The following is a 25,638-nucleotide window of genomic DNA, read 5'->3' as shown; positions in this document are numbered from 1 at the left end:
CTCCCAGGCCCGGGTCGGCCGCTGGCATAGTGAGGCCATGACCCAGGCCAGCTTTCGCTTCCACGGCGCCCTCGAACGCTTTCTGGCCCCGACCCGTCGCGGCCGGGTGATCCGGGTCGAATGCGCCGCGGTGGCGAGCGTCAAGCATCAGATCGAAGCCCTCGGTGTGCCCCATACCGAGGTGGGTCTGCTGCTGATCAACGGCGAGGCGGCTGCGCTGACGCAGCGACTGGACGACGGCGATGAGGTCATCGTTCATCCGGCGCAGGCCGAGAGCTCAGGCGAATCCGCGCTTGGTCATCCAGGGGCAGGGCGTCCGCGCTTCGTCGCCGATGCACACCTCGGCGCGCTGGCGCGGCGTCTGCGCATGGCGGGCTTCGATACCCTGTACGACAACGCCTATGCCGATCCGGCCCTGGCCGATCTCGCCCGGCGCGAGGAACGTATCCTGCTCACCCGGGATCGTGAATTGCTCAAGCGACGGCAGGTGCTGCATGGCTGCTATGTGCATGCCCTGCGTCCGGAGGCGCAGCTGCAGGAGCTCTACCAGCGCCTGGGTCTGCGTCCCTGGGCGTTGCCCTTTTCGCGCTGTCTGGCCTGCAACTCGAGTCTGCAGGCGGTCAGCCTGGCGGAGGTCGCCGACCGCCTGCCTCCGCGCGTGCGGGAACGCCACTGGCATTTCCTGCACTGTCCGCACTGCGACAAGCTGTTCTGGGAAGGCAGCCACTGGCGCGCCATGCGCGAGCGGCTGGCGCTGGTCTAACGCGGCAATACCTGGCGCAGCGAGCCGCCCACGTCCGGCAGGTCCATCTCGATGCGCCGCCACCAGGCTTCCGCGAAGCTGTAGCAGGCGAAGGCGATCAGGCCGAGGCCGACCACGGACAGCACCAGTCCGCCAAAGGGCAGATTCTGCAGGCCGTTCAGGGCGTCCTTCATGCCCGGCGGATGCAGCGCCTGATAGCGCGAGCCGCTGACCACCAGCAGGACGGCGATCTCGACGAAGGCCACGCCCCGGGCGATCAGGCCGAAGCGGCCGATGGGCCGGATCAGTCGCAGCTGCTCCGGACTGGCTTCGAGATAACGCTCGAAGCTGGCCTTCCAGCCCTTCACGAAATGGGCGAGGCCCACGCCCAGCGGAATCAGCGCGGCGACGTACACCAGCAGGTTGGAATAGCGCCAACCGAGGAGCGTCTGCAGTAGATCGTTGGTTTCCCCACCCGAGCCACCGCCCTGGCGCAGACCACTGACCAGCAGGCCCAGGGCGAAGAAGGCCAGGGCACCATAGGTGATGCCACCCACCAGCAGGCCGGCGCGGATCACCAGGCCCTTGGGCTTGCTGCCATGGTCATCCACATCGCGGATGGCCTGGAGGATGCGCCAGGCCGCGAAGGCGACTAGGCCGACCACCACCAGGCCGACCAGGAAGTGGCCGAAGGGCTGGGCGAGCAGGGCTTCCAGGCTGTCATGGCTGTCCGCCGGCTGGCCGGACCCGCGTGCAGCCAGCAGCGCCAGCACGCCGATGATGAGATAGACGAGACCGCGGGCGGCATAGCCGCCGCGGGCCAGGAGAGTGAGTCCGGTACGGGTGCGCATCTGTTATGTCCTGTTACATCCTGCCTTGTACTGACCGGCGGCCCGCGGACGGGTTCTGGCGGGCGGACAGGCGCACCGGGGGAGCTGGCGAGACGCGGCGTTAGGCCTTAGGCTCGCACCCTTTGCCTCGGCGACAGTTTCATGGACAAAGCTCGACTGCTCACCCTCATTCTCCAGGCGCTGGAAGCCGACCGCGAGGTCATCAGCCAGCAACTGGCGGCCAGCCACGAGGCGGCCACCCACAGCGAAAGCAAGGCCGAGAACAAGTACGACACCCGCGGTCTGGAAGCGGCCTACCTGGCCGATGGCCAACGCCGCCGTCTGCACGAGATCGAGCTGGCCCTGGCCGCCTACCGCGCGCTGACTCCCATGACCATGAGCGACGGTGTCCGCGTCGGCGCCCTGATCGAACTCACTACCGCCACGGCCAGCCGCTGGCTGTTCCTCGGCCCGGATGCGGCGGGACTCAAGGTCAGGCTGGACGGCCAGGAGGTGCTGGTGATCTCCCCGCGCGCGCCCCTCGGTCAGGCATTGCTCGGGCGGGAGGAGGGCGACGAGGTGGCGGTGACCGTGGAAGGCAAGGTGCACCGGCAGGAGATCCTGGCGGTGTATTAGCGTAGGGCAGAGGTAACGTCCTATCTCCGTCGTGGCCTTGGTCCGCTCCCATGGACTGGGCAATGATGGCGGATCGCAGGCTTGCCGGTGCCAGTGGAGATGAATGCCCGCTCGGATAGCTTCTCTCCTCTCGGCAGAGGGTTGGGGTGAGGGTGTCCTTCCACTAAGCCCCAGTGGAAAAGGCTACGCCGTTTTCCACGCTACGACGCCATGAGACGCCGTTGATGATGATCGCGGCCGTGGGCCGCTCCTACCGATCTCGCTTCAGGGCGTCGACCATTTTGTGCCATTAGGACAGTGCTCCAACCATTCAGGTTGGCCGTCGGAGCGGCCGCATCGGCGGACCGCCATAGCCGCGATCAAGGGACGATGAGGTCTGCCGTGATTTCAGGATTGCCGCCAGGGCAATCCCTCTCTCAGGTCTCCACCCCTTCCACCGGCCGGTTGGCCCTGGGCGGTGCGGCTTCTTCCTTTTCCTGCTTCGGCCGGTGCTGATCCAGCCAGGCGCGGCTCTGCTGCTGGGCCTCGTCGACCTTCCTGTTCAGCTCGTCGAGGGTTCCGCCCAGGGTTTCCCGGGCTTGTTCGCGGGCGGCTTCTTCCACCTTGGTGGCGAAGCTGTCCGCCGCCTTCTCGGCGCTGTCGCAGCCGCCGAGGCCGAGCAGCAGGAGGATGCCGGCGAGTCCGAGGATGGCTTTGGTGCTCATGATCATCCGCTCCTTGTCACGAAGGCCGCTTCAGCGAATCGCGCGGCTCATGACCGGCGGCGCTGTGCTTGGCTTCGCCGCGGGTCTTGTACAGCGAGACCAGCACGCCACCGGCCAGCAGGCCCAGGGTCACGCTCAGGGAGATCGCCGGCGGAATCTTGCCGATGATGCCCACCAGGAAGATCTTGCAGCCGATGAACACCAGCACCAGCGCCAGGGCGTACTTGAGGTAGGCGAAGCGATGAATCATCGCCGCCAGGGCGAAGTACAGCGCGCGCAGGCCCAGGATGGCGAAGACGTTGGAGGTATAGACGATGAAGGGGTCCTGGGTGATGGCGAAGATCGCCGGCACGCTGTCCACCGCGAACACCAGGTCGGCGCACTCGATCACGATCAGCGCCAGGAACATCGGGGTCGCCCAGAGCACCGCCTTGCCACTGGCATCGGGCTGGCGCACGAAGAAATGATCGCCATGCAGCTCATCGGTCACCCGCATTTTCTTGCGCAGGAATTTGATGAAGACGTTGTCGTCGAGGTTGGGCTCTTCATCCACCTTGGCGAACAGCATCTTGACCCCGGTGATCACCAGGAAGGCGCCGAAGAGATAGAGGATCCAGTCGAACTGGTGGATGAGGGCCGCGCCCAGGCCGATCATGATGGCGCGCAGCACGATCACCCCGAGGATGCCCCAGAACAGTACCCGGTGCTGGTACTCGCGTGGGATGGCGAAGAAGCCGAAGATCACCGCCATCAGGAAGACGTTGTCCATGGACAGCGACTTTTCGATGAGGAAGCCGGTGACGTAGTCGAGACTGGCGTCGGCGCCCTTGAGCTGCCAGACGAAGAGGGCGAACAGCAGACCCGCACTGATGTAGCCGGCGGACAGCAGCAGGCTCTCCTTGACCTCGATGGGTTTGTTCTCCTTGTGGAGCACACCCAGGTCGAAGGCCAGCAGGGCGATGACGACGGCGAAGAAGGTGAGCCACATCCAGGTGGCGGTGCCGAGGAAGTCGGCGAAGAAGAATGCATGCAGGGCGTTCATGAGCCCCTCCTTAGTCAAGTTTCAAGACTATGACTCGACATGGCGGCACACGCCGTCAGAGGGGCCCGGGTCACCAGGACAGGATTTCGAACTCGCGCACATTCGGCAAGGATTGCAGTTTTACAAAATGCAACCGCTCTAGCTCAGGCTTCTCGGGAGGAGTGGTGGCCGGTGATCAGCCAGCGGCCGTCGATCTGCTCGAAGGTGAATAGGAAGCGCGCGGGCACGCTGATGGCCTGCTCGCCTTCCCGATAGTGGAAGACATAGAGCCCGCCGACCACCACGGTGCCGAGCTTGCTGCTGACCCTCTTCTTGAAGATCTGCACATCGCACACCAGCCCGTCGTTGGCGAGGAAGTTGCGGAAGTACTCGCGGCGGCTTTCCTCGTTGTCGCGTACCTCGTTGGAAAGCGTGGGCACCAGGATGGCGTCCGCGGCATAGAGCGCCAGGATGGCCTCCACGTCGCGGGTGGCAACGGTCGCGGCCCAGGTGTACAGCGCGGCCTTGGCTCCGGCCAGGCAGGCGATCTCTTCGTTGGAGCGGGCAGGAGCGGCGATCGACATGACGGAATCCTCGGGCTGATAAGTGGATGTTATAATATAATATTCAATCCCGGGTGGTTGCGCCGTGGCGACCTATCGCTCGAGGGTGACGCCTGCGCGAGGCGTCCGGGGCACGGAGGTGTCGCCGCCGGCTGCCGGCGACAGGGGGCAAGGCGGATCAGCGGTTGTCGATCGTCGAGCGCAGCGGAATCTCTTCGCGCGAATCGGTCTGGCTCACCGGCTGGCCGACCATCTCTTCATAGACCGCCGGCTGGGCGATGAACAGGCGCACGTCCTTGACGTCATCGAGGATGCGCCGGGCTTCTTCCACCGAGGCCACGTGCAGGGTGGCGCCCTTGTCATCGGCGACCGGGACCGAGGTGCCTTCCACCAGCGCATGGATGACGTAGGAGCCGCCTTCCATGGACACCAGATTGACTTCCTTGACCGCGCCGGCCTTGACCTGCTGATTCAGCTCTTTGACATTCATCGACACACCTCGGTTATCACGCTAACGAGCCCTGCGCAGCGGCAGGAGTAGGTAAGGATTCGAGGCGGGAGCGGGGCCGGGAGTTCCGGAGTGAGATGCGTCCGGGAGGTGTCTCTCCGCTCTTGTCAGTACCCCGTCATTTCCAGGTAGCCCATCCCCCTGGCGCTGCCCTCCACCCTGACCGGACCTTCCCAGTAGGGCGTGCCCAGGGCCATCCAGGCATCGGGGTTGACTGCCGCGATATGCAGATCGAGCTGCTGCCCCGGTAGGGTGATGGACCAGCGTACCGGCACCTCGCGGCCGGCGACCCTGTGGGTGGACTCTGGCGCCAAGCGGATATCGCCGGGATGCAGCGGCTGGTTGTGGCCATCGGCAGCGATCAAATTGCCGAACAGATAATGCTGGCCGTCGGCCTGGCGCAGGCGATAGAGCATCAACTGGCGACCGTCGTCCAGGTGCAGGGAAAACCAGTCCCAGCCCAGTTGGTCGGCGGCCAGGTGCTGGCTGCTCCATTCGCGATCTAGCCAGGCCAGGCCCTTGACCGGCACGCGCCGTCCTTCGATCTCCAATTCGCCCTGGGCCTGGAAGAAGGGCTGGCTGTAGTAGTAGGACGCCTGGCCGCTGGCGGACTTGCGGCTGACCCCGCGTTCGCCCTGGAGCACCAGCGGTCCGGTAGCGGCGAGCTCCAGCCGATAGGCGAAGCCCGGGCCTCGTGCCTGGACCTGCGCCCGACCGGCCAGGTCGCCCGCGAGGCGCCAGTCGTCGATCCAGGCGGCGAAGGGCGCGGCCGTCACGCCGGCCTGGCCGACGCCGCCGCGACCCTGGGTCTGGGCAGAGAACTGGCGGGTCTCGGTGGTGAGGCCGGCGTGGCCCAGCCAGAGGTTGCCATTGCTCCAGCCAGGCTGGTCGGCGCCGGGCCGCAGGGCATTGCGGAACAGCGTCCACTGCACGCCGTAGTGATGACCCTCGGCATCGCTGAGATTGGCGGTGACGTACCACCATTCGATGCGGAAATCCGGATGAGCACCGTGATCGGCGGGAAAGCTGAAGACCTTGCCGGGCACGACGGGGGCGAAATTCTCGCTGCCCTGGCCAAGGCCGGCGAAGCCTTCGGAAGCCGGTTGCTGGTCGCAACCGGTAAGCAGCAGGAGTGCGACCAGCAGGGCCCTAGCGTTCATTGCCGAGTTCTCGCAGCAGATCCAGCGGTTGACTGCGTTGCAGCCGCAGCAGCGGCCAGGCGGCCGCCACCAGGGTAGCCAGCAGGGCAATGGCGGAAAGCGCCAGCAACTGACCTGGAAAGACCTGCAGCGGCAGTCGCCAGCCAAAGGCCTGGACGTTCACCACCGCCACCAGGCACCAGGCCAGCAGGATACCCAGCGGCATGGCCAGGGCCAGGGTGAGGAGGGCGAGCCCCAGCAACTGGCCCAGGCTCAGCAGGATCAGCCGCGGTCGTTCGATGCCCAGCGCCCAGAGCGGCGCGAGCTGACCGAGACGCCGCTGTGCCTGGCCGAGCAGGGCGATGAACAGGGCGAGACCGGCCACCGCCAGGGTCAGGGCGTTAAGCGCGGCGGTGGCGCTGAAGGTGCGCTCGAAGACCTGGTCGGCATAGCGCCGCAACTGCCCCTGGTCGATGGAATGACTGGCGTCCAGCCCGAAGCGCTGCTGCAGCTCGCCGCGCAGGGCCTCTACCTGCGCCGGCGCCATGCGGATGACGATGCGCACCAGGGCGGCATCCGGCCATAGCGCCCGCAGGCGCGCCTGGGCCAGCAGCAGGTGGCCACGCGGATTGCCATAGTCGGCATAGGTGGCGAGCACCGGCGCGGACCAGCGCCCCTGGCTGCCCTGCAGCTCCACCCGCTGCCCTTTGGCCACCCCGAGGCGGCGCGCCAGTTGCTCGCTGAGCATCACGCCCTCTCCCGCGAAGAAGGGCGTCCAGGCGTCGCCACCGGCATCGAGCAGCGGCCAGTGCTGGCGATAGAGGTCAGCGTCCAGCACCCCGCTCAGGGTGGACGGCTGGCCTTCAATCCTGGTCTCTAGTTCGTACACCGGGAGCACCGCGCGGACGCTGGATTGCTGGGGTAGCCAGGCGAGCAGGGCCGCGGCCTGGGTAGCATCCTGCGGGCGCAGATAGAGTTCGGCGGCCAGGCGCTGGTCGAGCCAGCCATCGAAGGTGCGGCGAAAACCCTCGGTCATGCTGCCCGCGCCGACATTGGCCGCCAGCGCCAGCAGCAGCGCCATCAGCGCCTGGGACAGCCCGGGCAGCTGCTGGCGGGCGTCCGCCAGGAACCAGCGTGAAAGCGGGCGCCGGGCCTGCTTGAGGAGCAGATCCAGCAGGGCGCTCAGCAGCGGCGGCAATGCCAGGGCCGCCGCCAGCAGCAGGCAACCGAGCAGGGCCAGGCCGCTGGCCAGGCTGTTGCCGCCCAGCCACAGCCCCAGCGCCGCCAGGCCGACCAGCAGGGCACCCAGGGCCTGGCGCCTGAGCCAGCGGCCATGGGCGGCGCGCCAGGCCTCACCCTGGGCCAGCGCCAGCAGCGGCAGCCGCGCGGCGCGCCAGAGGCCGTCGGCACCCGCCAGCAGGGCACCGCCCAGGCTGAGGCCGAGGCCGGCCAGCCACCAGGCCGGGCTTAGGGTCAGGCTGCCGGCGATCTCGGCGCCATAGAGTCCCCGCAGACTGGCCGCCACGTCGGGCAGCAGCAGCGCCGCCAGCAGATAGCCGCTGGCAACTCCCAGGGCGCCCGCCACCAGGGCGATCAGTGCCAGTTCCAGGGTCAGCGCCAGCACCAGGGTCGCGGCCGACAGACCACAGGCGCGCAGGGTGCGCAGCAGGGCGCGGCGTTGCTCAAGCGCCAGACCGGTCGCGGCATGCACGATGAACAGGCCGACGGCGAAGGCCAGCAGGCCGAGCGCCAGCAGGTTGAGGTGGAAGCTGTCGGTCAGGCGGTCCAGTTCGGCGCCCTGGTCGTTCTCCACCCGTTGCAGGTCGACCCCGTCCAGGGTGGGCAGGGCGCGCTGAAAGGTCTTTGGCAGGATCAGCCGGGAAAGCTGGTCCGGTGCGTCCAGCAGGCGCTGGGCCTGGCCGATGTCCATGACCAGGGTGCCAGGCGCCAGGCCGGGGCGCGCCTGGAGCGGTGGTAGCGCCAGGCCATCGGCGCGGTGCAGCACCTCACCGGCCTGGAGCCGCCATTCACGCAGCGTTTCCGGCGCGATCCAGGTGGTGCCAGTCGGACCGAGAAAGTCGAACAGGGCCTCGGGCGCAGCGCTGGCCGCCACCCCCCGGTCACCGGGCAGGGTGACCGGCTCGATGCCCAGCAGCGGCAGGGCGCCCTCGCGCTCGGCCAGGGTCAGGCGGCCCTGCAGGACGGGCGACACCGGCCAGCCCTGACGACGCAATTCGACGAACACCGCCTGGGGAAAGCGTTTGCCGTCACGGGCTTCCAGACTCGACTGGTCGGCACCGAAGAAGGCGCTGGCCTGGGCATAGCTCTGGCGGGCCTGGGCATTGAGCGCCAGCACCCCGATCAGCAGCGCGGTCGCCAGCCATAGCCCGGCTACGAGGCCGGCCAGTTGCAGCGGATGACGCCGCCAATGGCTGGCCAGGCTGTGCAGACTCCAGTAGAGCAGTCTCATGGCTGGCCCACGGCTGCGTCGCCGAGACGCCCGCGTTCCAGTTGTAGGGTGCGATCCAGATGGCTGGCGATGCGCGCGCTGTGGGTCACCATCAGCAGGCTGCTGCCGGTCTCGGCGACCAGTTCCAGCAGCAGGGCCAGGGCCTGGTCGCCACTGGCTTCGTCGAGATTGCCGGTGGGTTCGTCGGCGAGCAGCAGGGGCGGCCGGGAGGCGAGGGCGCGTCCCAGGGCCACGCGCTGCTGCTGGCCGCCGGAAAGCTGTTCCGGATAGCGCTCCAGCAGGGCGGTCAGCCCCAGGCGCTCGGCCAGCTCGGCTTGCCAGCGCGGATCATGGCGCCCGGCCAGGCGCGCCTGGAAGGCGAGATTGTCGGCCACCGTGAGGCTGGCGATCAGATTGAATTGCTGGAAGATCAGCCCGATGCCCTCGCGGCGCCAGGCGGCCAGGGCCCGTTCGTTGAGACTGTCGAGTGCCTGGCCGGCGGCCTGGATGTGGCCTCGGTCAGGCCGGTCGAGGCCGGCGACCAGGTGCAGCAGGGTGCTCTTGCCACTGCCGGATTCGCCCATGAGCGCCAGACTCGCGCCCCGCGCCAGGCTGAGGTCCACGCCGCGCAGGACCGGCAGCGGGCCCTGGGGCGTCGGATAACTCTTGTGCAGATCGGTGATGGTCAGCATCGCGCCTCCAGCGCCGGTCGTGGTCTGCAATCGACCGGGCGGGGGCGGCGACGTTCAGCGCGGCTAGCGGCGCTTGGCCTTGCCCTTGCCGGCCTTCTCGTCTTCCTCGCGCTGCAGACGCTCGCACTTGCGCACCATGGTGAGGTAGTACACGGCGCTGCCGGCGAACAGGATGATGGGCAGTGCCAGGGACATCTGCAGCAGGCTGCCGGGGAAGGCGCTGGGCACCCAGTGGTGATAGAGCAGGATGCCGATCGCCAGCAGCACCGAGTACAGCAGGCCGTAGCCACCGGCCTTGCGCGATTCGCGGGCGAGGTCGAGAGGTGGGCGATTCAGATCGTTGGGCTCGAACATGGAGGTCTCTGGCAGGCTCTGAAGAAGGCGCTAGTTTAGCGCCTGGAGTCGCGCCGGTCGCCACTGCCCGGGCACCCCGGACAAGACGTCGCAGGGATAGCCCGCCGCTCGTTCACGCGATGTTCAGGCAGACATAAGCTTGAAATCTTATCCTTTGCAGCCATTTAGAGGCCTGGCGATGGCAAGCGAGCAGGTCTCCTTGTAAGCTCGATCAGTTATTTGAACGCGCACAATGCGCACGGATAAGGAATCAACATGAAACAGTATCGGTTGGCAGCAGCGGTGGCCCTGGTGGGTCTGGTTCTGAGCGGCTGCGACTCCAAGCCCAAGGTCGAGCTGGAAAGCCCGGCCCAGAAGGCGTCCTACGGCATTGGCCTGAACATGGGCAAGAGCCTGGCCCAGGAAGGCATCGACGACCTGGATCCCAAGGCCGTCGCCCTGGGTATCGAGGACGCCGTCGGCAAGAAGGACCAGAAGCTGACCGATCAGCAGCTGACCGAAGCCTTCGCCGCCCTGCAGAAGCGCGCCGAAGAGAAGATGACCAAGGTCAGCGAAGACAACGCCAAGGCCGGCAAGAAGTTTCTCGAAGAGAACGGCAAGAAGCCTGGCGTGATCACCACCGCTTCCGGCCTGCAGTATGAAGTGGTCAAGAAGGCCGATGGCCCGCAGCCCAAGCCCACCGACGTGGTCACCGTGCACTACGAGGGCAAGCTGGTCGACGGCACCGTGTTCGACAGCTCCATCAAGCGTGGCACCCCGATCGACCTGCCGGTCAACGGCGTGATTCCGGGCTGGGTCGAGGCGCTGCAACTGATGCACGTCGGCGAGAAGATCAAGCTGTACATCCCCTCCGAGCTGGCCTACGGCGCCCAGAGCCCGAGCCCGGCGATCCCGGCCAATTCCGTGCTGGTGTTCGACCTGGAACTGCTCGGCATCAAGGACGCCGCTGCCGCGGACGCCGAAGACGCTCCGGCCGCTCCGGCTGCCGAGGCGCCGGCCGCTGCCGAAAAGGCTCCGGCCAAGAAGTAAGCCGCACTCTTTGTACCGAACGCCCTGCCTAGCAGGGCGTTTTACATTGGACGGCGGGAAACCCTGCCGCAGCGGTGCGATCCAAGCAAGGGCGCAAAGACCTGTGGTTTACGGGTCTCTGGCCAATGCTCTCTCCTGCTCGAGGTGTCCATGAAGCCGCCGAAGAATTTTGATCGCTACCTTGGTATCGCCCAGCGCCTGCTGATCCGTGGCCGCCTGCCCGCGTTGTTGCTCGGCGTAGCGCGCAAGACCAGCAAGCGCGGCCTCAAGCTGGGCGAGGCCCGCGACACCCTGAGTCTGTTCCATCAGCTGTTGCTGGCCTGGTGGCGAGGCGAATACCGCGGCGTGAGTCGCAAGACGCTGCTGACCGTCGCCGGCGGTCTGGTCTACTTCTTGCTGCCCATCGATCTCATTCCCGACTGGGTGCCCATGTTCGGTCTGTTCGACGACCTCGCCGTGCTGGCCTGGGTCGGCAAGGCCTGCAGCGATGAGCTGGACGGCTTTCGGGCCTGGCGCGCCAACCGCACCGCGAGCCAGCAGGCGGCCCTGGCGGCCCTGCCCGACAAGCACGAGCGGCCGGCGCCCGGCGTCGCCCTCGATCAGTTGCGGGATTGAGCGATTTGAGCGTACGCATCAGTCGCCAGCACTGGCTGGCCTTGCTGGATGAACTGGAGAGCGCGCGGCGCAGCCGCAGTCTCCTGACCTACCGCTCGGTGATCGAACGGCTGGGGCTGCCCCAGCCGGCGATGGTGACCCTGACCACGGCGCTAGAGTATCTGGCCGCCCTCGACCGTCGTGAGGGGCGGCCATTGCGCAGTGCCCTGGTGGTCAGCCAGAGCGGTACGCGTATCCCCCGTGAAGGTTTCTTCGACTGTGCCCTGCGCCTGGGCGCCCTGGAAGGTTCGCCGCCAGTCACCGACGCCATCAGCTGGCATGCGGCCGAGGTGACCCGGGTGTTCGATCACCGCTACCCCGACCATCGCCAGGAATAGGCGTCAGGCCCGCATCAGGTGCAGGCTGTAGCCGGGCACCCTCTTGGCATTGCGCTTGGCCTCCGAGGCCAGCGCCGCCACCCCGCTGGCATCCACCCGCTGGCCGGCCTCCCGGTCCAGTTCCACCACCCCCAAGGACAGCGACAGCAGCGGATACTCGCGCCGGCGGCCGTCCCTGTCGTAGGCCAGGAAACAGCCGGCCTCCAGGTGCTCGCTGCGATAGAAATGTCGGCAGCGCTCCTGGAAGGCCGCCATCAGGCCATTGAGACGGCGCCGCCAGTCCGCCGACCCCAGCACCACCAGGAAGTCGTCACCGCCAATGTGGCCGACGAAGTCCTGCTGTGGATCCAGGCGCTCGGACAGGGTCTGCGCCAGGCAGAGCAAGACCTCGTCGCCCTTGGCGTAGCCATAGAGGTCGTTGAAGGGCTTGAAGCCGTCGATGTCGACGTAGCAGACCACGGCTTCGCGCTGCTGATCCAGCAGCCGGGTCAGGCACTGCTGGATGGGCACGTTACCGGGCAGCTGGGTGAGGGGGTTGGCATGCTTGGCCTGCTGGATGCGCTGTTCGGTAATCAGGCGCAGCACGTCCATCACCCGTCCGACGCCGACATAGCGACCGCCTTCGGTGATGATGAAATCCTCTTCGATGCGCTGGCGTGCCCGGGCGGTGAGCAGGCGGCTGACCTGCTGCAGCGACTGGCCGGATTCGGTCGCCAGGAAGTCCTGGCTCATCAGTCGGGCGATGGGCTTGCGCGCGAACACCTCGTGGGCGAAGGGCTTGAGCAGCGCCGAACTCAGTTCGTGATGGTGGACGATGCCCACCGGGCGATCGTCTTCGTCCACCACCGCCAGGGTGTTGAGGCTCGGCTGCAGGCGGAAACGCTCCAGCACTTCGGGAATGAGCATGTCCTGGCCGACCGCGACCTGCTCGACCCTGAGACTGGCAACGGTGGTCGATTCTTCGGCAAGCTCGGAACTGCGGACTTCCATCACCGGCAGCAGGGTCTGGATCTCGCGCGGTGGGGCGGCGGTCGGTCGACCCAGCAGATAGCCCTGGACCAGATCCACGCCCATGTTCGCCAGGGTCGAGAGCTCTTCGTGGGTCTCGATGCCTTCGGCGATCACCTGGGCGCGCGAGGCTTCGGCCATCTTCAGGATGGAGCCGACGAATTCGCGCTTCACCGCATCGCGGTGGATGGACTCGATGAAGTGGCGATCGATCTTGACGAAGTCCGGGCGCAATTCCGACCAGCGCCTGAGACTGGAATAGCCGGCGCCTAGGTCGTCGAGGGCGATGGAAAAGCCCATAGCGCGGTAGTGGTGCAGGGCGGTGGCCAGCAGCGCGAAGTCATCGATGGGCGCCTGCTCGGTGAGCTCGATCACCACCTGCGCCGGGGAGAGACCCAGGCGCTGCAGTAGCTTGAGGGTCTGGCCCGACTGGTGCGCCGGTTCCAGCAGGGTTTCCGGACAGACGTTGAGAAACAGCAGGCCATCCAGCGCCAGCTCGCGAAAGGTCTGGCAGGACTGCTGGCGTGCGGCGATTTCCAGTTCGGACAGGCGACCGGCCTGGCGGGCGGTGGCATAGAGGGGCAGGGGGGATTGCAGCGGGGTATTCGAGGCGCCGCGAATGAGCGCCTCGTAGCCGAGGATGCGTCGCTCGCTCAAGGACACTATGGGTTGAAAGAGCGAATGCAACTCGCGGTTGGCGAGAATGCGATCCAACACCCCAGCCTGGTCGTTAAGCGTCATGATAAGCCTGCAGGAACCCGGAAACGAAAATGCCCGGGGGTCGCAGGTGGCGACCCCCGGGCATTTCACGACAGAGATGTGACGTTTTGATGTCAGCGCTTGGGCGGCGTCTGGCTCAGGTCCAGGTAGTCCAGCAGCACATGGCCGGACTCCATGAGATAGGCGTCGTCCTGCGGCTTGGTCTTGTCGTCGTCGATCGCCGGGTTGTCCTCGTCGATCTTCTTCAGCTCCTTGAGCGGGGCTTCGCCCTTGCCCTTGCGACGCTGGTTTTCCATGGCCAGCTGGCGCTCGTCCAGCGCGGTCTGCTCGGCGCGGCGCTTCTTCTCGTCGAGGCTGACGGTGGTATCCGCCGCCAGTTCCTGGGCCAGCTTCAGGCGCTCGCGGGCAAAGATGAAGTCGGGATCCTTCTGCACCCGCACGTCATGGCGCTTGACCAGTTCCGGCAGGTAGTTGGCGAAGGGATTGCTCAGACCGGTCACCGCCGGGGCGATGGTGTCCCAGGGCATGGAGTCGGGCAGGGCGCTCTCGCCGATCTGCTTGGTGTCCACCACCGCCGGATAGTCGATGTCCGGCAGTACACCCTGGTGCTGGGTGCTCTGGCCGGAGACGCGGTAGAACTTGGCGATGGTCAGCTTCAGCTCGCCATGGTTGAGCGGCTGGATGGTCTGGACGGTGCCCTTGCCGAAGGTCTGGCCGCCGACGATCAGCGCCCGGTGATAGTCCTGCATGGCGCCGGCGAAGATCTCCGAGGCTGAGGCGGACAGGCGATTGACCAGCACGGTCAGCGGGCCCTTGTAGAAGGCGCCGCCTTCGTCGTCGGCCAGCACCTCGACCTTGCCGTCGCCATTGCGCACCAGCACGGTGGGACCCTGGTCGATGAACAGCCCGGTCAGTTCGGTGGCTTCCTGCAGCGAGCCGCCGCCGTTGTTGCGCAGGTCCAGGACGATGCCATCGACCTTTTCCTTCTGCAGCTCGCCGATGAGCTTCTTCACGTCACGCGTGGTGCTCTTGTAGTTCGGGTCGCCGGCGCGATAGGCCTTGAAGTCCAGATAGAAGGCCGGTACGTCGATCACGCCGAGCTTGTAGTGCTTGCCCTCGTGGGGCACGTCGATCACGTGCTTCTGCGCCGCCTGCTCTTCGAGCTTGACCGCTTCGCGGGTGATGGTGACGATCTTGGTCTTCTGGTCGTTCGGCGCATTGCTCGCCGGGATGACCTCCAGGCGGACCTTGGAGCCCTTGGGTCCGCGGATCAGCTTGACCACCTCGTCCAGCCGCCAGCCGATGACGTCGACCATCTCGCCGTCGCCCTGGGCGACGCCGACGATCTTGTCCGCCGGGGCGATCTGCTTCGACTTGTCGGCCGGGCCGGCCGGTACCAGGCGCAGGATCTGCACGTAGTCGTTGTCGTTCTGCAACACTGCGCCGATGCCTTCCAGCGACAGGCTCATGTTGATGTCGAAGTTTTCCGCGCTTTCCGGGGAGAGATACTGGGTGTGCGGGTCGTAGGACTCGGCGAAGGCGTTGATGTAGGTCTGGAAGACGTCTTCGCTGCGGGTCTGGTTGAGCCGTGCCAGTTGATTCTTGTATCTCTTGGTCAGCTGCTGCTGGATCTGCTGATCGGTCTTGCCGGACAGGCGCAGGCGCAGGACCTCGTCCTTGAGCTTGCGGTGCCAGAGATCGTCCAGCGCAGCGGTGTCCGCCGGCCAGGCCGCCTTCTCGCGATTGGTGTTGAAGGATTCGTCGACGGTGAAGTCGAGCTTGCCGATGCCGGCGTTGAGCAGGCCCAGGCCGTAGTTCAGCCGCTCGGTCATGCGCTGGGCATAACGACGGTAGATGGCGAAGCCCGGTTCGAGGTTACCCTGCTTGAGGTAGTCGTCGAAGCGGGTCCGCGAGGCGTCGAATTCGCGAATGTCGGCGGCATTGAAATACAGCCGGCCGGGATCAAGCATCTTCAGATAGCTGTCGTAGATCTTGATCGACTGGGCATCGTTGAGCGGCGGCTTGCTGTAGTGGTGCCGCTTGAGCAGCTCGACGATGTTGAGGCTGGCGATGACCTGGTCGCGATCGGGTTGCAGTTTCTCGGCGCCTACCGGCGCGTTGGGCTTGGCGAAGAGGGGCGTTGCGCTGACGCCAAGCAGGACAACGAGGGCGGTACGGGACAAGAGCTGCTTCATGTGTATTCGACTAATGCACGGAAAGGAATAGGCTATAGGCCCTTCCCGGCCCGGGCGGTTCCGCGGCCAGGGGAAGTATGACGGGCGCTGACGAAAGTCGTCTGACGGCGGTCTTAAGGGTAGCGGCGATCGGAGGGGAAGGCTGTGACAGCCCCGCGTCTTCCGGTCCGCTCGACTCCCGCAGAACCCGCCGGCGCAGGCGCTTTTCGTCAAAGCCTGAGCCACTATGGAGGCACCGTGAACGCATTGCAAGGTATCGAAGGGCAACTGGAATGGCAGTCACTGAGCGCGCGCGCGCTGGCGCCTGGGGAAATTCGCATCAAGGTGGCGGCTGCCGGTCTCAACCGCGCGGACCTGCTGCAGCTGGCGGGCAACTATCCGCCGCCGCCCGGCGCGCCGGCGACCCTGGGCCTCGAATGTGCCGGGGTGGTCAGCGAGACCACTGCGGATTCGCGCTGGCAGGTCGGTGACCGCGTCTGCGCGCTGCTGGCTGGCGGTGGCATGGCCAGCGAGGTGGTGGTGGACGGGCGTCAGGCGGCCTCAGTGCCGGAAGGCCTGTCGCTGATTGAGGCCGCGGCGCTGCCCGAGGTCTGGGCGACTGCCTGGAGCAACCTGTTCGATCTGGCCGCACTGCAGCCGGGCGAAAAGGTACTGCTGCATGCCGGCGCCAGCGGCGTCGGCTCGGCCGCCATCCAGCTGTGCAAGGCCTTCGGTAATCCCTGCTGGGTCAGCGTCGGCTCCCAGGATCGCCTGGCGCATTGCGAGCGCCTCGGTGCCGAGGGCGGGGTGCTGCGCAAGACCGATCTGGAAGGGCTGCGCGATTTCGCCCCCTTCCACGTCATCCTCGATCCGGTCGGCGCGAACTATGCGTCGCTCAATCTGGATCTGCTGGGCCAGGACGGACGCTGGGTGCTGATCGGCCTCATGGGCGGTCGCCAGGCCGAGATGGATCTGGGCAAGGTGCTCGGCAAGCGCATCCGCATCATCGGCTCGACGCTGCGCAACAGATCCGTGGAATTCAAGGCCAAGACCATGAGATCCCTGGAGGCCAAGGTGTGGCCGCTGTTCGCCGAAGGCAAGCTGAACGTCAACCTGGAACGCCGCTTCGCCGCCCAGAACGCCGAAGCCGCCTTTGCCGCCCTGGAAAGCAACGAGGTGAACGGCAAGGTGGTGCTGGTGCTGGACGAAGGGCTGGAGTAGCACCCACGGCCAGGGTTATCGCGGCCATGGCGGTCCGCCGCTACGGCCGCTCCTACAGATCGAGTCCGCTGTAGGCGCAACTGTCTTTATCGCGGCCATGGGCCGCTCCTACGAGGGGTGATGCTTCTGTAGGAGCGGCCCATGGCCGCGATAACATACGTGTCTGACTCTACCGCCAGCTGAGGATCGGCCAGCCAGCCTGTGCCGCGCGCTCGCGTAGTACCGGATCGGGGTTGACCACGTGCGGCTTGCCCACCGCTTCGAGCAGCGGCAGGTCGTTGCGCGAGTCGGAGTAGAAGCTGGCGCCAGCCAGCAGGCTGCGGTCGCCGCCGAGCAGTTCCAGCAGGCGGGTCAGCTTGCCTTCGCGAAAGGTCATGACGCCCTCCACTTGGCCGCTGTAGACGCCGTGGCTGACCTGCAGGTCGATGGCCAGCACCTCTTCCACGCCGAGGCGTTCGGCGATGGGCTCCACCAGATGCACCCCGGAAGCCGAGACTATGATCACCCGGTCGCCGGCCGCGCGGTGGGCGGCGATGCACTTCATGGCGTCGCTGAAGATCAGGGGTTCGATGACGTCCTCGACCCAGGGCCCGACCTCGAAATCCACTTCCTCGGGCGTGCGGCCCACCAGGGGTTCGAGGTGGAAGGCCATGTAGTCTTCCATGGCCAGTTCGCCCTGGGCGTAGGCCGCCATCAGCTCGCTGTCGCGCCGCACGAAGGATTCGCGGTCGACCCAGCCGAGCACGCCCATCTGCTGGCTCCACAGGCTGGAACAGTCACCGTCGATAAGGGTTTCGTCGAGATCGAAAATCGCCAGGGTCATGCCACTTCTCTCAGGCTGTCGGAATCGACGGCCAGGGTGACGGCTGTGCCGTTCGGCTGCAAGGCCGTCGGCCCATGGTTGAGAACGTCGACATTGAGTTCGCAGGCTTCGGTGGCGATCCGGTAGCGGATCACGTTGCCCAACAGGCTGTGACCGACGATGCGGCCGCTGAAACCGCTGGCGACGCCGAGTCGGATGGCCTCGGGGCGAATCGCCACCTGTCCCTGGAAGGTCTGGCCGAACAGGCGGCTGGCCTGGTCGGCGCTGAGCAGGTTGTAGTTGCCGATGAAGCCGGCGGCGAAGGCATCCACCGGTGCGGTGTAGAGGGTCTCGGCATCGCCGCTCTGGACGATGCGCCCCTCGCGCATCAGCACGATGCGATCGGACAGGGTGAGGGCTTCTTCCTGATCGTGGGTGACGAACACCGTGGTCAGGCCCAGCTCCTGCTGGATGGCGCGGATCTGTTCGCGCAGGTGGCGACGGATGCGGGCATCCAGCGCCGAGAGGGGTTCGTCCAGCAGCAGCAGCCGCGGCCGCACGATCAGCGAGCGCGCCAGGGCCACGCGCTGGCACTGGCCGCCGGAGAGCTGATGCGGATAGCGCTCGGCGAAGCCCTGCAGTTCTACCAGGGTCAGGGCCTCGCGCACCCGCTGTTCGATTTCGTCCCGCGCCAGGCGCTGCATGCGCAGGCCGAAGGCGACGTTCTGCGCCACGGTCATGTTGGGAAACAGCGCATAGCTCTGGAACACCATGGCGATGCCACGGCGCTGCGGCGGCAGGTGGGTGATGTCCTGTCCCGCCAGCACGATGGCGCCGCGATCGACCTCGGTGAGCCCGGCCAGGCAGCGCAGCAGGGTGGACTTGCCGCAGCCCGAGGGGCCGAGCAGGGTCACCAGTTCGCCCTGTTCCGCATGGAATTCGATGTCGGTGAACAGGGTATTGGCGCCGTAGCGCTTGTGCAGTCCCTTGACCGCGAGATAGCTCATGTCCGCTCCCGATTCAGGCGATTGGCGATCCAGGTCAGCAGCAGGACCGCGAGGAAGTAGGAGATCACCAGGGCGCTGGTCAGGTGGCCGCTGCCGTTGCGCAGGTTGTAGAGATAGATCTGCAGGGTCTCGTAGCGCGTCCCCACCAGCAGGTTGGCGAAGACGAATTCGCCGATGAGAAAGGAGAAGGACAGGAACAGCGCCACCATCAGGCCGGTGCGCAGATTGGGCAGCACCACCAGCAGGGCGGCGCGCCAGGAGCTGGCGCCGAGCAGGTGGGCGGCGTCCATCAGGTCGCGCAGATTCAGCGCCTGGAGGTTGTTGCTGATGGCGCGGTACATGAAGGGCAGGGCGATGGTGAAGTAGCAGAACACCAGGATCCAGGGCGTGCCGGTCAGCGGCAGCGGCCCGCTCGCATAGAGCTGCAGCAGGCCCACCGCCGAGACCACCGGCGGCACGGCGAACGGCAGGAGGATCAGCACGTTCATCAGCGCATCCAGCCGGGGGAAGTGATAGGCGACGGCGAACATGGTCGGCAGGATCAGCACGCAGGACAGCGCCAGGGCGCCAAAGCAGATCGCCAGGGAGCGACCGAAGGCGGCGAGAAAGCGCGGATCGCTCCACAGCTGCAGGTACCACTTGAAGGTGAAGCCCGCCGGCAGCAGGGTCGCCGACCACTGGGTGGCCAGGGAATATATAAGGGTCGCGGCGAGGGGCGTGAACAGGATCAGGAACAGGATCCAGACCACCAGCCGATGGTAGAGGCGCTCAGCTCTGGACATGACGACTCCGCCGCAGCAGCCATTGATGGACGAGGGTGATCAGGGTCATGAAGGCCACCAGCAGCATGGCCAGCGCCGCGGCCAGGTTGGGCTCCAGATAGATGTCGCCGGAGACCAGGGCGGCGATGCGCACCGGCACCACGTTGAAGTTGCCGGTGGTAAGGGCATAGACCGTGGCGTAGGCACCCAGGGCGTTGGCGAGCAGGATGATGAAGGTGCCGATCAGCGCCGGACTGAGCACCGGCAGGCCGATGTGCCGCCAGTATTGCCAGGTGCCGGCACCCAGCAGCGCCGCCGCGTCGCGCCAGTCCTGCTTCAGGGCTTCGAAGGCCGGGAACAGCAGCAGCACGCCCAGGGGAATCTGGAAGTAGGTGTAGATGAGGATCAGGCCGCCCTTGGTGTAGAGGTTGAAGCCTTCGATCAGCCCGAATTGCTTGAGCGCCAGGGTCAGGCAGCCGTTGATCCCCAGCAGGATGATGAAGGCGAAGGCCAGCGGCACCCCGGCGAAGTTGCTGGTCATGTTGGTGAAGGCCACTACGAAGCCGCGCAGCCGCGAGTCGACCCGGGTCAGCGAATAGGCGCCGAGCAGCGCGATCAGCAGGCCGGAGACGCTGGACCAGAGCGAAATCTCCAGGGAGAAGCGGATGGCCTGCAGGTAGAAGGGCGAGCCGAGGATTTCGGCGTAGTTGCCCAGGCCCCAGCCGCTTTCGCTGGAGTTGAAGCTGTTGAAGGCGATCCAGGCCAGGGGCGCCAGCTGGAAGGCGCCGAACACCAGCAGGAAAGGCAGGATCAGCAGCAGGGCGAGTCGGGGCCGCTTCATGCCAGCAGCTCCCGACACAGGGGCTTGTCATGGGCGAGGCCCAGCAGCGTGCAGACGGTGCCGCAGAGCTCCACCTGCAGCGGCGTCGCCTCGCCCAGGGAGAAGCCTGCGCCAAAGACGAACAGGGGCACCTCGCGTTCTTCCGGCAGCGTCCCGCCGTGACTGCGGTCGTCGTTCATGCCGTGATCGGCGGTCACCAGCACCTGGTAGCCGGCGTCCAGCCAGGCGGGCAGGTAGTGGGACAGCAGGCCGTCGGCGCGGCGCGCGGCGTTGCGGTACTCGGGGCTGGAGAGCCCGTGCCGGTGACCGGCATCGTCGATGTTCATCGGATGCACCAGCAGGATGTCCGGGTCATGGGCCAGGCGCAGGTGCTCGGCATCGTCGAACAGATGGGAATCCGGATAGTGGTCGGCGTAATAGAAGTGGCCGTGCTGGATCGGCAGGGCGGTGTCGCTGACGTGCCTGTCCCGTGCCCGGTCGAAGGGGCTGCGGTTGTAGAGTTCGCTGACCCAGTGATAGGCCGCTGCCGCCGTGGTGAGGCCGGCGGCCCGGGCCAGGTGGAAGAAACTGGTCTGGTTGGATAGCCGGTCCACGCCGTTGTGGACGATGCCGCTGCGCACCGGGGGCACCCCGGTGAGCAGGCATTCGTAGAGCGGACGAGAGAGCGAGGGCAACTCGCATTCCAGCCGGTAGAGGCGACCCCGGCCGGCCAGGCAGAGCGCCTGGAGGAAGCCGAGTCCGTGTTCGGCGACCCTCAGGGCGAGTCCGTCCAGCACGACCAGGATGACCTTCATGATGTCACTGCTGCATGTTGATCAGAACGTGTTCCTGCCAGAGCCGCGGCAGGCGCTTGGAGGTCTCTTCCCAGGCCTTGGCATCGGCGATGGGGCGGGCCTTGGCGTATTGCGCCTGGGGCAGCAGCTTGGCCTGGACATCGGCCGGCAGGGTCAGGTGCTCGGCGCGGATCGGCCGGGCATAGCCCTGGGCCAGGTTGATCTGGCCGGCGTCGGAGAAGATGTACTCGCGGGCCAGCTTGGCGGCGTTGGGGTGCTTGGCATACTTGTTGATGATGGTGGTGTAGCCGGAGGTCACCGAGCCATCGGAGGGGATCAGCACCTCGAAGCGCGAGCGATCGATCTGGTCGCGATAGTTGAGGGCATTGAAGTCCCAGACCACGCCGACTTCCACTTCACCCTTCTCGAGGTTGGCCACCACCGGGTTGGTGAAGGCCAGGCGGCCCTGCTTGGCCAGCTTGGCGAAGAAATCCAGCGCCGGCTTGATGTTCTTTTCGTCGCCGCCGTTGGCATAGGCCGCCGCCAGTACGCCGCTCACCGCCTGGGAGGCCGCGCTGACGTCGCCGATGGTGACCTTGTAGTTGCCCTTGAGCAGGTCGGCCCAGGAATGGGGAACGTCCTTGACGGTCTGCTTGTTGACGATGAAGGCGATGGTGCCGGTGTAGGCCAGCGCCCAGTGACCTTCGCTGTCCTTGGCCCAGCTCGGGACCTGGTCCCAGGTGCTGGGTTTGTAGGGCTGGGTAACGCCCTTCTGCACGGCGATGGGGCCAAAGGAGGCACCGACGTCACCGATGTCGGCGGAGGCGTTCTCGCCTTCGGCGGCGAACTTGGCGATCTCCTGGGCGGAGCTCATGTCGGTATCCTGGTGCTTGAGTCCGTACTTCTGCTCAAGGTCCTGCCAGGTGCCTTTCCAGTTTGCCCAGGTATCGGGCATGCCGACGCTGTTCACCTCGCCTTCCTTGCGGGCGGCGGCTTCGAGGGCTTTGAGATCGACGGTATCGGCGAAGGCGGTACCGGCCTGTACCGCAACGGCTGTGGCCAACAGGGAAGCAAGCAGACGGGTCATACGGGCGCTCCAGGGATTAGGGCTTGGTCTAGGTCAGCAAGACACAGGCCAATCTAGGACCGGGGTATGACGATTTGATGGCAATCCGCCCAGGTTCTCCGCTGGCACGGGCGCTGCAGTCGTCACCAAGCGGTCATCTGGCCGTCTTAGTCTCCAACCAAACCCTAGTCGAGGCGTTACGGGTGCACCAATCTGAAACTGGTCTAGTCCAAAGAAGTGCGCCAGGCGCCAGCGCCATCCGCCAGGCCCTGCAGGAGCAGATCGCCCATGGGCTGTTGCCGCCCATGGAGCGCCTGCCGTCCGAGCGCCAGCTGAGCGAACTCTTCGCCACCACCCGCATCACCCTGCGCGAAGCCCTGCTGCAACTGGAAGCCCTGGGCCTGGTCTATCGCGAGGAACGCCGCGGCTGGTTCGTCGCCCCGCCGCGCCTGTCGTACAACCCCCTGGCGCGGACCCATTTCCATGCGATGGTGGAAGCCCAGGGGCGGGTGCCGGCGACCGAGGTATTGGCGGCGCGGCAGATGCTGGCGTCGGCGGAGATCTGCCGCCTGCTGGAGTTGCCGGCGCTGTCCAGCGTCTATCAGATCCGCCGGGTCCGCCGCGTGGACGGCCGACTGGTGCTCTATGTCGAGCATTACCTCAATGCCGCCTATTTCCCGGGCCTGCTGGAGCACGACCTGCAGCGCTCCCTCACCGAGCTGTATCGCGACCGCTATGACATCCGCTACGGCGAGGTGCGCTTCGAGATCCTGCCCACGGCGCTGCTGCCGGAAGCGGCCCAGGCGCTGCGGGTAGCGCAGGGCAGTCCGGCGCTGCACATCACCCGCATCAACCACGACCAGCAGGGGCGCCTGATCGACTGCGACCTGGAATTCTGGCGGCACGACGCCATCCAGGTCAGGGTCGAGGTGCCGGACTAGACCGGCGTCACAGCGGCAGTTCGCTGCTCGAATAGAAGGCCGTCAGCACCTTGATCAGGTGGCCCAGGTCGTGGCTGCCGGCCAGTTCGCGGATGGAGTGCATGGCGAAGGTGGGCAGGCCGATGTCCACGGTGCGCACGCCCAGCTGCCCTGCGGTGATGGGGCCGATGGTGGAGCCGCAGCCCATGTCGCTGCGCACCACGAAGCTCTGCACCGGCACCCCTTCGCGCTGGCAGAGGTCGCGGAAGAAGGCCGCGGTCTCGCTGCTGGTGGCATAGCGCTGGTTGGCATTCACCTTGATGACCGGTCCGGCGTTCAGTTTCGGGCCGTGGTTGCCATCGTGCTTGTCGGCGTAGTTGGGGTGCACGCCATGGGCGTTGTCGGCCGAGATCAGCAGCGAGCGCTGCAGGGTGCGGGTAAAGGCGTCTCCGGCGGGCAGCAGGCGCTGCAGCACCTGTTCGAGGAAGGGGCCGTCGGCGCCGCAGCAGGAGGTGGAGCCCACTTCCTCGTGATCGGTGCAGACCAGTACCGCGTTCTCGTCGCCCTCGTCGGCCAGCAGGGCCTCCAGACCGGCATAGCAGGACAGCAGATTGTCCAGGCGCGCGGCGGCGATGAAGTCGTCTTCCAGGCCGACCAGGGCGGCGGGCTGGACGTCATAGAAGCTCAGTTCGAAATCCAGCACCTCGGCGTCGTCGAGGCCGTGTTCCTGTTGCAGGCGGGTGGCCAGCAGGGCGCGGAAGTCGCGGCGCTCGATGGCCGGCACCTGGGCCAGGATCGGCGGCAATTCGTTCTGGGCATTGATGGCCCAGCCCTGGTTGGCTTCGCGATTGAGGTGGATGGCCAGGTTGGGAATGATCGCCAGCGGCTTGCGGAAGTCGATCAGTCGACTCTGCACCCGGCCGCCGGCGCGAAAGGTCACCCGGCCCGCCAGGGACAGGTCGCGGTCGAACCAGGGCGCCATCAGCATGCCGCCGTAGACCTCGACGCCCAGTTGCCAGAAGCCCTGCCGTTGCAGCTCCGGCTGCGGCTTGACCTTGAGGCAGGGGCTGTCGGTATGGGCGCCGACCAGGCGCAGACCGCGCTCCAGGGGTTGGGCGCCCAGGCGCACGGCGATCAGCGAGGAATCGTTGCGGGTGACGTAGTAGCGTCCACCCGGCTGCACGGACCAGCTCTCGCGCTCGTCCAGGCGCTGGTAGCCGGCGGCTTCGAGACGGCGGGCGAGGGTGGCGGTGGCGTGGAAGGGGGTGGGCGAACGGGAGAGGAAATCGATGAGGCCTTGGATCTGATCGGTACGCATGGACGACTCCGGACGACAAGGCGTCCAGTCTAGGTTCTGGGCCCGGGGGAGTCGAGCGTAGCGCCGCGCCCAGCGGCACCGCCATGCTCAGCGGCGCTGCAGCACCAGGTGATGGATGTGCCAGTGCTTGGGCCGCCCGACCGCGGTATGGCCGTCCTCTTCCTCTTCCCGGTGCAGGAGGACGTCCCAGTCCTGGAGCAACCGCCGCAGGGCCGCGGCGTCGACTACCGTCACGCCCTTGCTGGCCCAGCTGTCCCGCTCGCCGAAGAGCTGGCCGCAGAACAGACCACCCGGACGGACCGCCGCCGTGATCCCGTTCCACAGCGCGGGGAAATGCGCCGGTTCGCAGAAGGGCAGGGCGAAGCTGGAATTGAGGAGGTCGCAGCGGGGGAGGGTGACCGTCTCGAAGCGGGCCTGGCGGGTTTCCAGGCGCCCCTGCAGCAGGGCCGGCGTGCGCTCGCGCAGCGCGCTCAGGGCCTCCGGCTCGGCATCCAGGGCCAGCACCTGCCAGCCCTGCTCCAGCAGCACCAGGGTGTCGCGACCGGTGCCACAGCCCAGGTCCAGCGCCAAGCCTGGCGGACTCGACCAGGACGAGAGCGCCTGCAGCAAGGTCTCACGCGGACCGCCTGCGGCGGTGGCGGTGTAGTAGGACGTCCATTGCGACAAGCGGCGTTCCTCCGGTCGAGTGCCTCAGTAGGCCAGCGAAGGATCAGAAAGGCGCGGGACTGGTAAAGCTCATCCGCTCGCCCGAGACGGGATGGGTCAGCGTCAGCAGGCTGGCGTGGAGGCAGAGGCGGGGCCGGAGCGCCAGCGCCTCGCCCTGGGCATAGAGCTGATCGCCCAGCAGCGGATGACCGATGCTGAGCATATGGACGCGCAACTGGTGGGAGCGGCCGGTGATGGGGGTGAGTTCCACCCGGCTGTAGTGACCGTGACGCTCCAGCACCTGCCAGAAGGTCAGGGCATGGCGCCCCAGTTCGTGATCCACCACGTGGCGCGGCTTGGTCGGCGGGTCGTAGCGCAGCGGCAATTCGATGCGACCGCTGTTGGCCTCCGGCTCGCCCCAGCAGAGGGCGCTATAGGCCTTTTCCGTTTCCCGGTCATGGAATTGCCGGGACAGCTCGCGGTGGCTGTCGGCATCCCGCGCCAGCACGATGACCCCGGAGGTCTCCCAGTCCAGGCGGTGGACGATACGGGCCTCCGGATAGCCGTTTTCCTGCAGGCGGGTCACCAGGCAGTCACGGTTGTCTTCGGCGCGACCGGGGACCGATAGCAGCAGGGTGGGCTTGTCGACCACCAGCAGGGCGTCGTCCTGGTGAATGATACGGATGTTGGAGAGGGGCATGGGCTTCCTGGGGGCCTGCTTGC

Annotated in this window: 27 protein-coding genes; 7 read left to right on the top strand and 20 right to left on the bottom strand. The window is 66.6% G+C overall.

Annotation, left to right across the window (positions count from 1 at the left end; all coding sequences use genetic code 11):
* Positions 1 to 37 precede the first annotated feature (37 nt).
* On the top strand, positions 38 to 763 hold the full coding sequence (locus tag POR01S_RS19570; protein WP_042137816.1) for a Mut7-C RNAse domain-containing protein: 726 nt from the start codon (positions 38 to 40) through the stop codon (positions 761 to 763).
* Here POR01S_RS19570 and POR01S_RS19565 read toward each other — a convergent pair.
* A complete protein-coding gene (locus POR01S_RS19565) occupies positions 760 to 1,593 on the bottom strand; it encodes a DUF1206 domain-containing protein (RefSeq protein WP_027597651.1) in 834 nt (277 codons plus the stop codon). The genes POR01S_RS19570 and POR01S_RS19565 overlap by 4 nt on opposite strands.
* A gap of 141 nt (positions 1,594 to 1,734) precedes the next feature.
* Between POR01S_RS19565 and POR01S_RS19560 the strand changes: the two genes are divergently transcribed.
* A complete protein-coding gene (locus tag POR01S_RS19560) occupies positions 1,735 to 2,208 on the top strand; it encodes a GreA/GreB family elongation factor (RefSeq protein ID WP_042137814.1) in 474 nt (157 codons plus the stop codon).
* 416 nt (positions 2,209 to 2,624) lie between these two features.
* Here POR01S_RS19560 and POR01S_RS19555 read toward each other — a convergent pair whose 3' ends face one another.
* The 8 genes from POR01S_RS19555 to POR01S_RS19520 all read right to left on the bottom strand — a co-directional run bounded on the left by POR01S_RS19555 (position 2,625) and on the right by POR01S_RS19520 (position 9,638).
* Positions 2,625 to 2,912: a hypothetical protein gene (locus POR01S_RS19555; RefSeq protein ID WP_042137852.1), complete on the bottom strand. Its 288-nt coding sequence runs from the start codon at positions 2,910 to 2,912 to the stop codon at positions 2,625 to 2,627.
* Between the two features lie 16 nt (positions 2,913 to 2,928).
* The gene (locus tag POR01S_RS19550) at positions 2,929 to 3,954 is read right to left on the bottom strand and encodes a TerC family protein (RefSeq protein ID WP_042137812.1); all 1,026 of its coding nucleotides are present in this window, start codon (positions 3,952 to 3,954) and stop codon (positions 2,929 to 2,931) included.
* A 143-nt stretch (positions 3,955 to 4,097) separates the two neighbouring features.
* Complete coding sequence (locus tag POR01S_RS19545; protein ID WP_007162146.1) at positions 4,098 to 4,517, bottom strand: DUF4440 domain-containing protein; 420 nt, start codon at positions 4,515 to 4,517, stop codon at positions 4,098 to 4,100.
* A gap of 157 nt (positions 4,518 to 4,674) precedes the next feature.
* Complete coding sequence (locus tag POR01S_RS19540) at positions 4,675 to 4,986, bottom strand: DUF6482 family protein (protein WP_007162147.1); 312 nt, start codon at positions 4,984 to 4,986, stop codon at positions 4,675 to 4,677.
* A 125-nt stretch (positions 4,987 to 5,111) separates the two neighbouring features.
* Positions 5,112 to 6,164 (bottom strand): lipocalin-like domain-containing protein, encoded by a 1,053-nt coding sequence (locus tag POR01S_RS19535; RefSeq protein ID WP_042137809.1) that lies wholly within the window; start codon positions 6,162 to 6,164, stop codon positions 5,112 to 5,114.
* Positions 6,154 to 8,613: an FtsX-like permease family protein gene (locus POR01S_RS19530; protein ID WP_042137808.1), complete on the bottom strand. Its 2,460-nt coding sequence runs from the start codon at positions 8,611 to 8,613 to the stop codon at positions 6,154 to 6,156. Before POR01S_RS19530 ends, POR01S_RS19535 begins: the two co-directional genes overlap by 11 nt.
* Positions 8,610 to 9,284 (bottom strand): ABC transporter ATP-binding protein, encoded by a 675-nt coding sequence (locus tag POR01S_RS19525; RefSeq protein WP_007162157.1) that lies wholly within the window; start codon positions 9,282 to 9,284, stop codon positions 8,610 to 8,612. Before POR01S_RS19525 ends, POR01S_RS19530 begins: the two co-directional genes overlap by 4 nt.
* A 63-nt stretch (positions 9,285 to 9,347) precedes the next feature.
* Positions 9,348 to 9,638 (bottom strand): hypothetical protein, encoded by a 291-nt coding sequence (locus POR01S_RS19520; RefSeq protein ID WP_042137805.1) that lies wholly within the window; start codon positions 9,636 to 9,638, stop codon positions 9,348 to 9,350.
* A gap of 255 nt (positions 9,639 to 9,893) precedes the next feature.
* On the opposite strand from POR01S_RS19520, the gene bamJ reads away from it, so the two are divergent.
* The 3 genes from bamJ (at position 9,894) to POR01S_RS19505 (ending at position 11,659) form a co-directional block, all read left to right on the top strand.
* On the top strand, positions 9,894 to 10,667 hold the full coding sequence (bamJ, locus tag POR01S_RS19515; RefSeq protein WP_007162159.1) for a BamJ family beta-barrel-assembly machinery protein: 774 nt from the start codon (positions 9,894 to 9,896) through the stop codon (positions 10,665 to 10,667).
* Positions 10,668 to 10,817: 150 nt separating this feature from the next.
* Positions 10,818 to 11,282 carry a YkvA family protein gene (locus tag POR01S_RS19510; protein ID WP_007162160.1) on the top strand — a complete coding sequence of 155 codons (465 nt, stop codon included), beginning with the start codon at positions 10,818 to 10,820 and terminating at the stop codon, positions 11,280 to 11,282.
* Between the two features lie 5 nt (positions 11,283 to 11,287).
* The gene (locus tag POR01S_RS19505) at positions 11,288 to 11,659 is read left to right on the top strand and encodes a hypothetical protein (protein WP_007162161.1); all 372 of its coding nucleotides are present in this window, start codon (positions 11,288 to 11,290) and stop codon (positions 11,657 to 11,659) included.
* A 3-nt stretch (positions 11,660 to 11,662) separates the two neighbouring features.
* Here the strand turns inward: POR01S_RS19505 and POR01S_RS19500 are convergent, their stop codons facing one another.
* Positions 11,663 to 13,408, bottom strand: coding sequence for a bifunctional diguanylate cyclase/phosphodiesterase (locus POR01S_RS19500; protein ID WP_007162162.1), 1,746 nt, complete (start codon positions 13,406 to 13,408; stop codon positions 11,663 to 11,665).
* 92 nt (positions 13,409 to 13,500) lie between these two features.
* Positions 13,501 to 15,582, bottom strand: a complete 2,082-nt coding sequence (locus POR01S_RS19495) for a carboxy terminal-processing peptidase (protein ID WP_007162163.1) — start codon at positions 15,580 to 15,582, stop codon at positions 13,501 to 13,503.
* Positions 15,583 to 15,819: 237 nt separating this feature from the next.
* On the opposite strand from POR01S_RS19495, the gene POR01S_RS19490 reads away from it, so the two are divergent.
* Positions 15,820 to 16,782, top strand: a complete 963-nt coding sequence (locus POR01S_RS19490; RefSeq protein ID WP_027597662.1) for an NAD(P)H-quinone oxidoreductase — start codon at positions 15,820 to 15,822, stop codon at positions 16,780 to 16,782.
* A gap of 169 nt (positions 16,783 to 16,951) precedes the next feature.
* Here POR01S_RS19490 and POR01S_RS19485 read toward each other — a convergent pair whose 3' ends face one another.
* Genes POR01S_RS19485 through POR01S_RS19460 form a run of 6 tightly spaced genes read right to left on the bottom strand, consistent with a single transcriptional unit; the run spans position 16,952 to position 22,053 of the window.
* The gene (locus POR01S_RS19485; protein ID WP_042137802.1) at positions 16,952 to 17,605 is read right to left on the bottom strand and encodes an HAD family hydrolase; all 654 of its coding nucleotides are present in this window, start codon (positions 17,603 to 17,605) and stop codon (positions 16,952 to 16,954) included.
* Positions 17,602 to 18,591 (bottom strand): ABC transporter ATP-binding protein, encoded by a 990-nt coding sequence (locus POR01S_RS19480; protein WP_042137800.1) that lies wholly within the window; start codon positions 18,589 to 18,591, stop codon positions 17,602 to 17,604. The genes POR01S_RS19485 and POR01S_RS19480 overlap by 4 nt, the downstream gene beginning before the upstream one ends.
* Complete coding sequence (locus POR01S_RS19475; protein ID WP_027597665.1) at positions 18,588 to 19,373, bottom strand: ABC transporter permease; 786 nt, start codon at positions 19,371 to 19,373, stop codon at positions 18,588 to 18,590. The genes POR01S_RS19480 and POR01S_RS19475 overlap by 4 nt, the downstream gene beginning before the upstream one ends.
* Entirely contained in the window at positions 19,360 to 20,193 is an 834-nt protein-coding gene (locus tag POR01S_RS19470) for an ABC transporter permease (RefSeq protein WP_042137798.1), read from the bottom strand. Before POR01S_RS19470 ends, POR01S_RS19475 begins: the two co-directional genes overlap by 14 nt.
* Entirely contained in the window at positions 20,190 to 20,987 is a 798-nt protein-coding gene (locus tag POR01S_RS19465; protein WP_042137797.1) for an alkaline phosphatase family protein, read from the bottom strand. Before POR01S_RS19465 ends, POR01S_RS19470 begins: the two co-directional genes overlap by 4 nt.
* Before the next feature lie 4 nt (positions 20,988 to 20,991).
* On the bottom strand, positions 20,992 to 22,053 hold the full coding sequence (locus POR01S_RS19460) for an ABC transporter substrate-binding protein (RefSeq protein WP_042137796.1): 1,062 nt from the start codon (positions 22,051 to 22,053) through the stop codon (positions 20,992 to 20,994).
* Between the two features lie 182 nt (positions 22,054 to 22,235).
* Between POR01S_RS19460 and POR01S_RS19455 the strand changes: the two genes are divergently transcribed.
* The gene (locus POR01S_RS19455) at positions 22,236 to 22,973 is read left to right on the top strand and encodes a UTRA domain-containing protein (RefSeq protein WP_042137795.1); all 738 of its coding nucleotides are present in this window, start codon (positions 22,236 to 22,238) and stop codon (positions 22,971 to 22,973) included.
* A gap of 7 nt (positions 22,974 to 22,980) precedes the next feature.
* Here the strand turns inward: POR01S_RS19455 and POR01S_RS19450 are convergent, their stop codons facing one another.
* The 3 genes from POR01S_RS19450 to POR01S_RS19440 form a co-directional block, all read right to left on the bottom strand.
* Positions 22,981 to 24,270 (bottom strand): M18 family aminopeptidase, encoded by a 1,290-nt coding sequence (locus tag POR01S_RS19450; RefSeq protein ID WP_042137794.1) that lies wholly within the window; start codon positions 24,268 to 24,270, stop codon positions 22,981 to 22,983.
* 87 nt (positions 24,271 to 24,357) lie between these two features.
* Positions 24,358 to 24,936, bottom strand: coding sequence for a class I SAM-dependent methyltransferase (locus POR01S_RS19445; RefSeq protein ID WP_027601256.1), 579 nt, complete (start codon positions 24,934 to 24,936; stop codon positions 24,358 to 24,360).
* 43 nt (positions 24,937 to 24,979) lie between these two features.
* Entirely contained in the window at positions 24,980 to 25,615 is a 636-nt protein-coding gene (locus POR01S_RS19440; protein WP_007162174.1) for an RluA family pseudouridine synthase, read from the bottom strand.
* Positions 25,616 to 25,638: the final 23 nt, after the last annotated feature.

Origin of the sequence: Pseudomonas oryzihabitans NBRC 102199 (genome assembly GCF_000730625.1) — a bacterium.
Classification (GTDB): domain Bacteria; phylum Pseudomonadota; class Gammaproteobacteria; order Pseudomonadales; family Pseudomonadaceae; genus Chryseomonas; species Chryseomonas oryzihabitans.
This window is presented reverse-complemented; position numbering and strand designations above follow the sequence as displayed.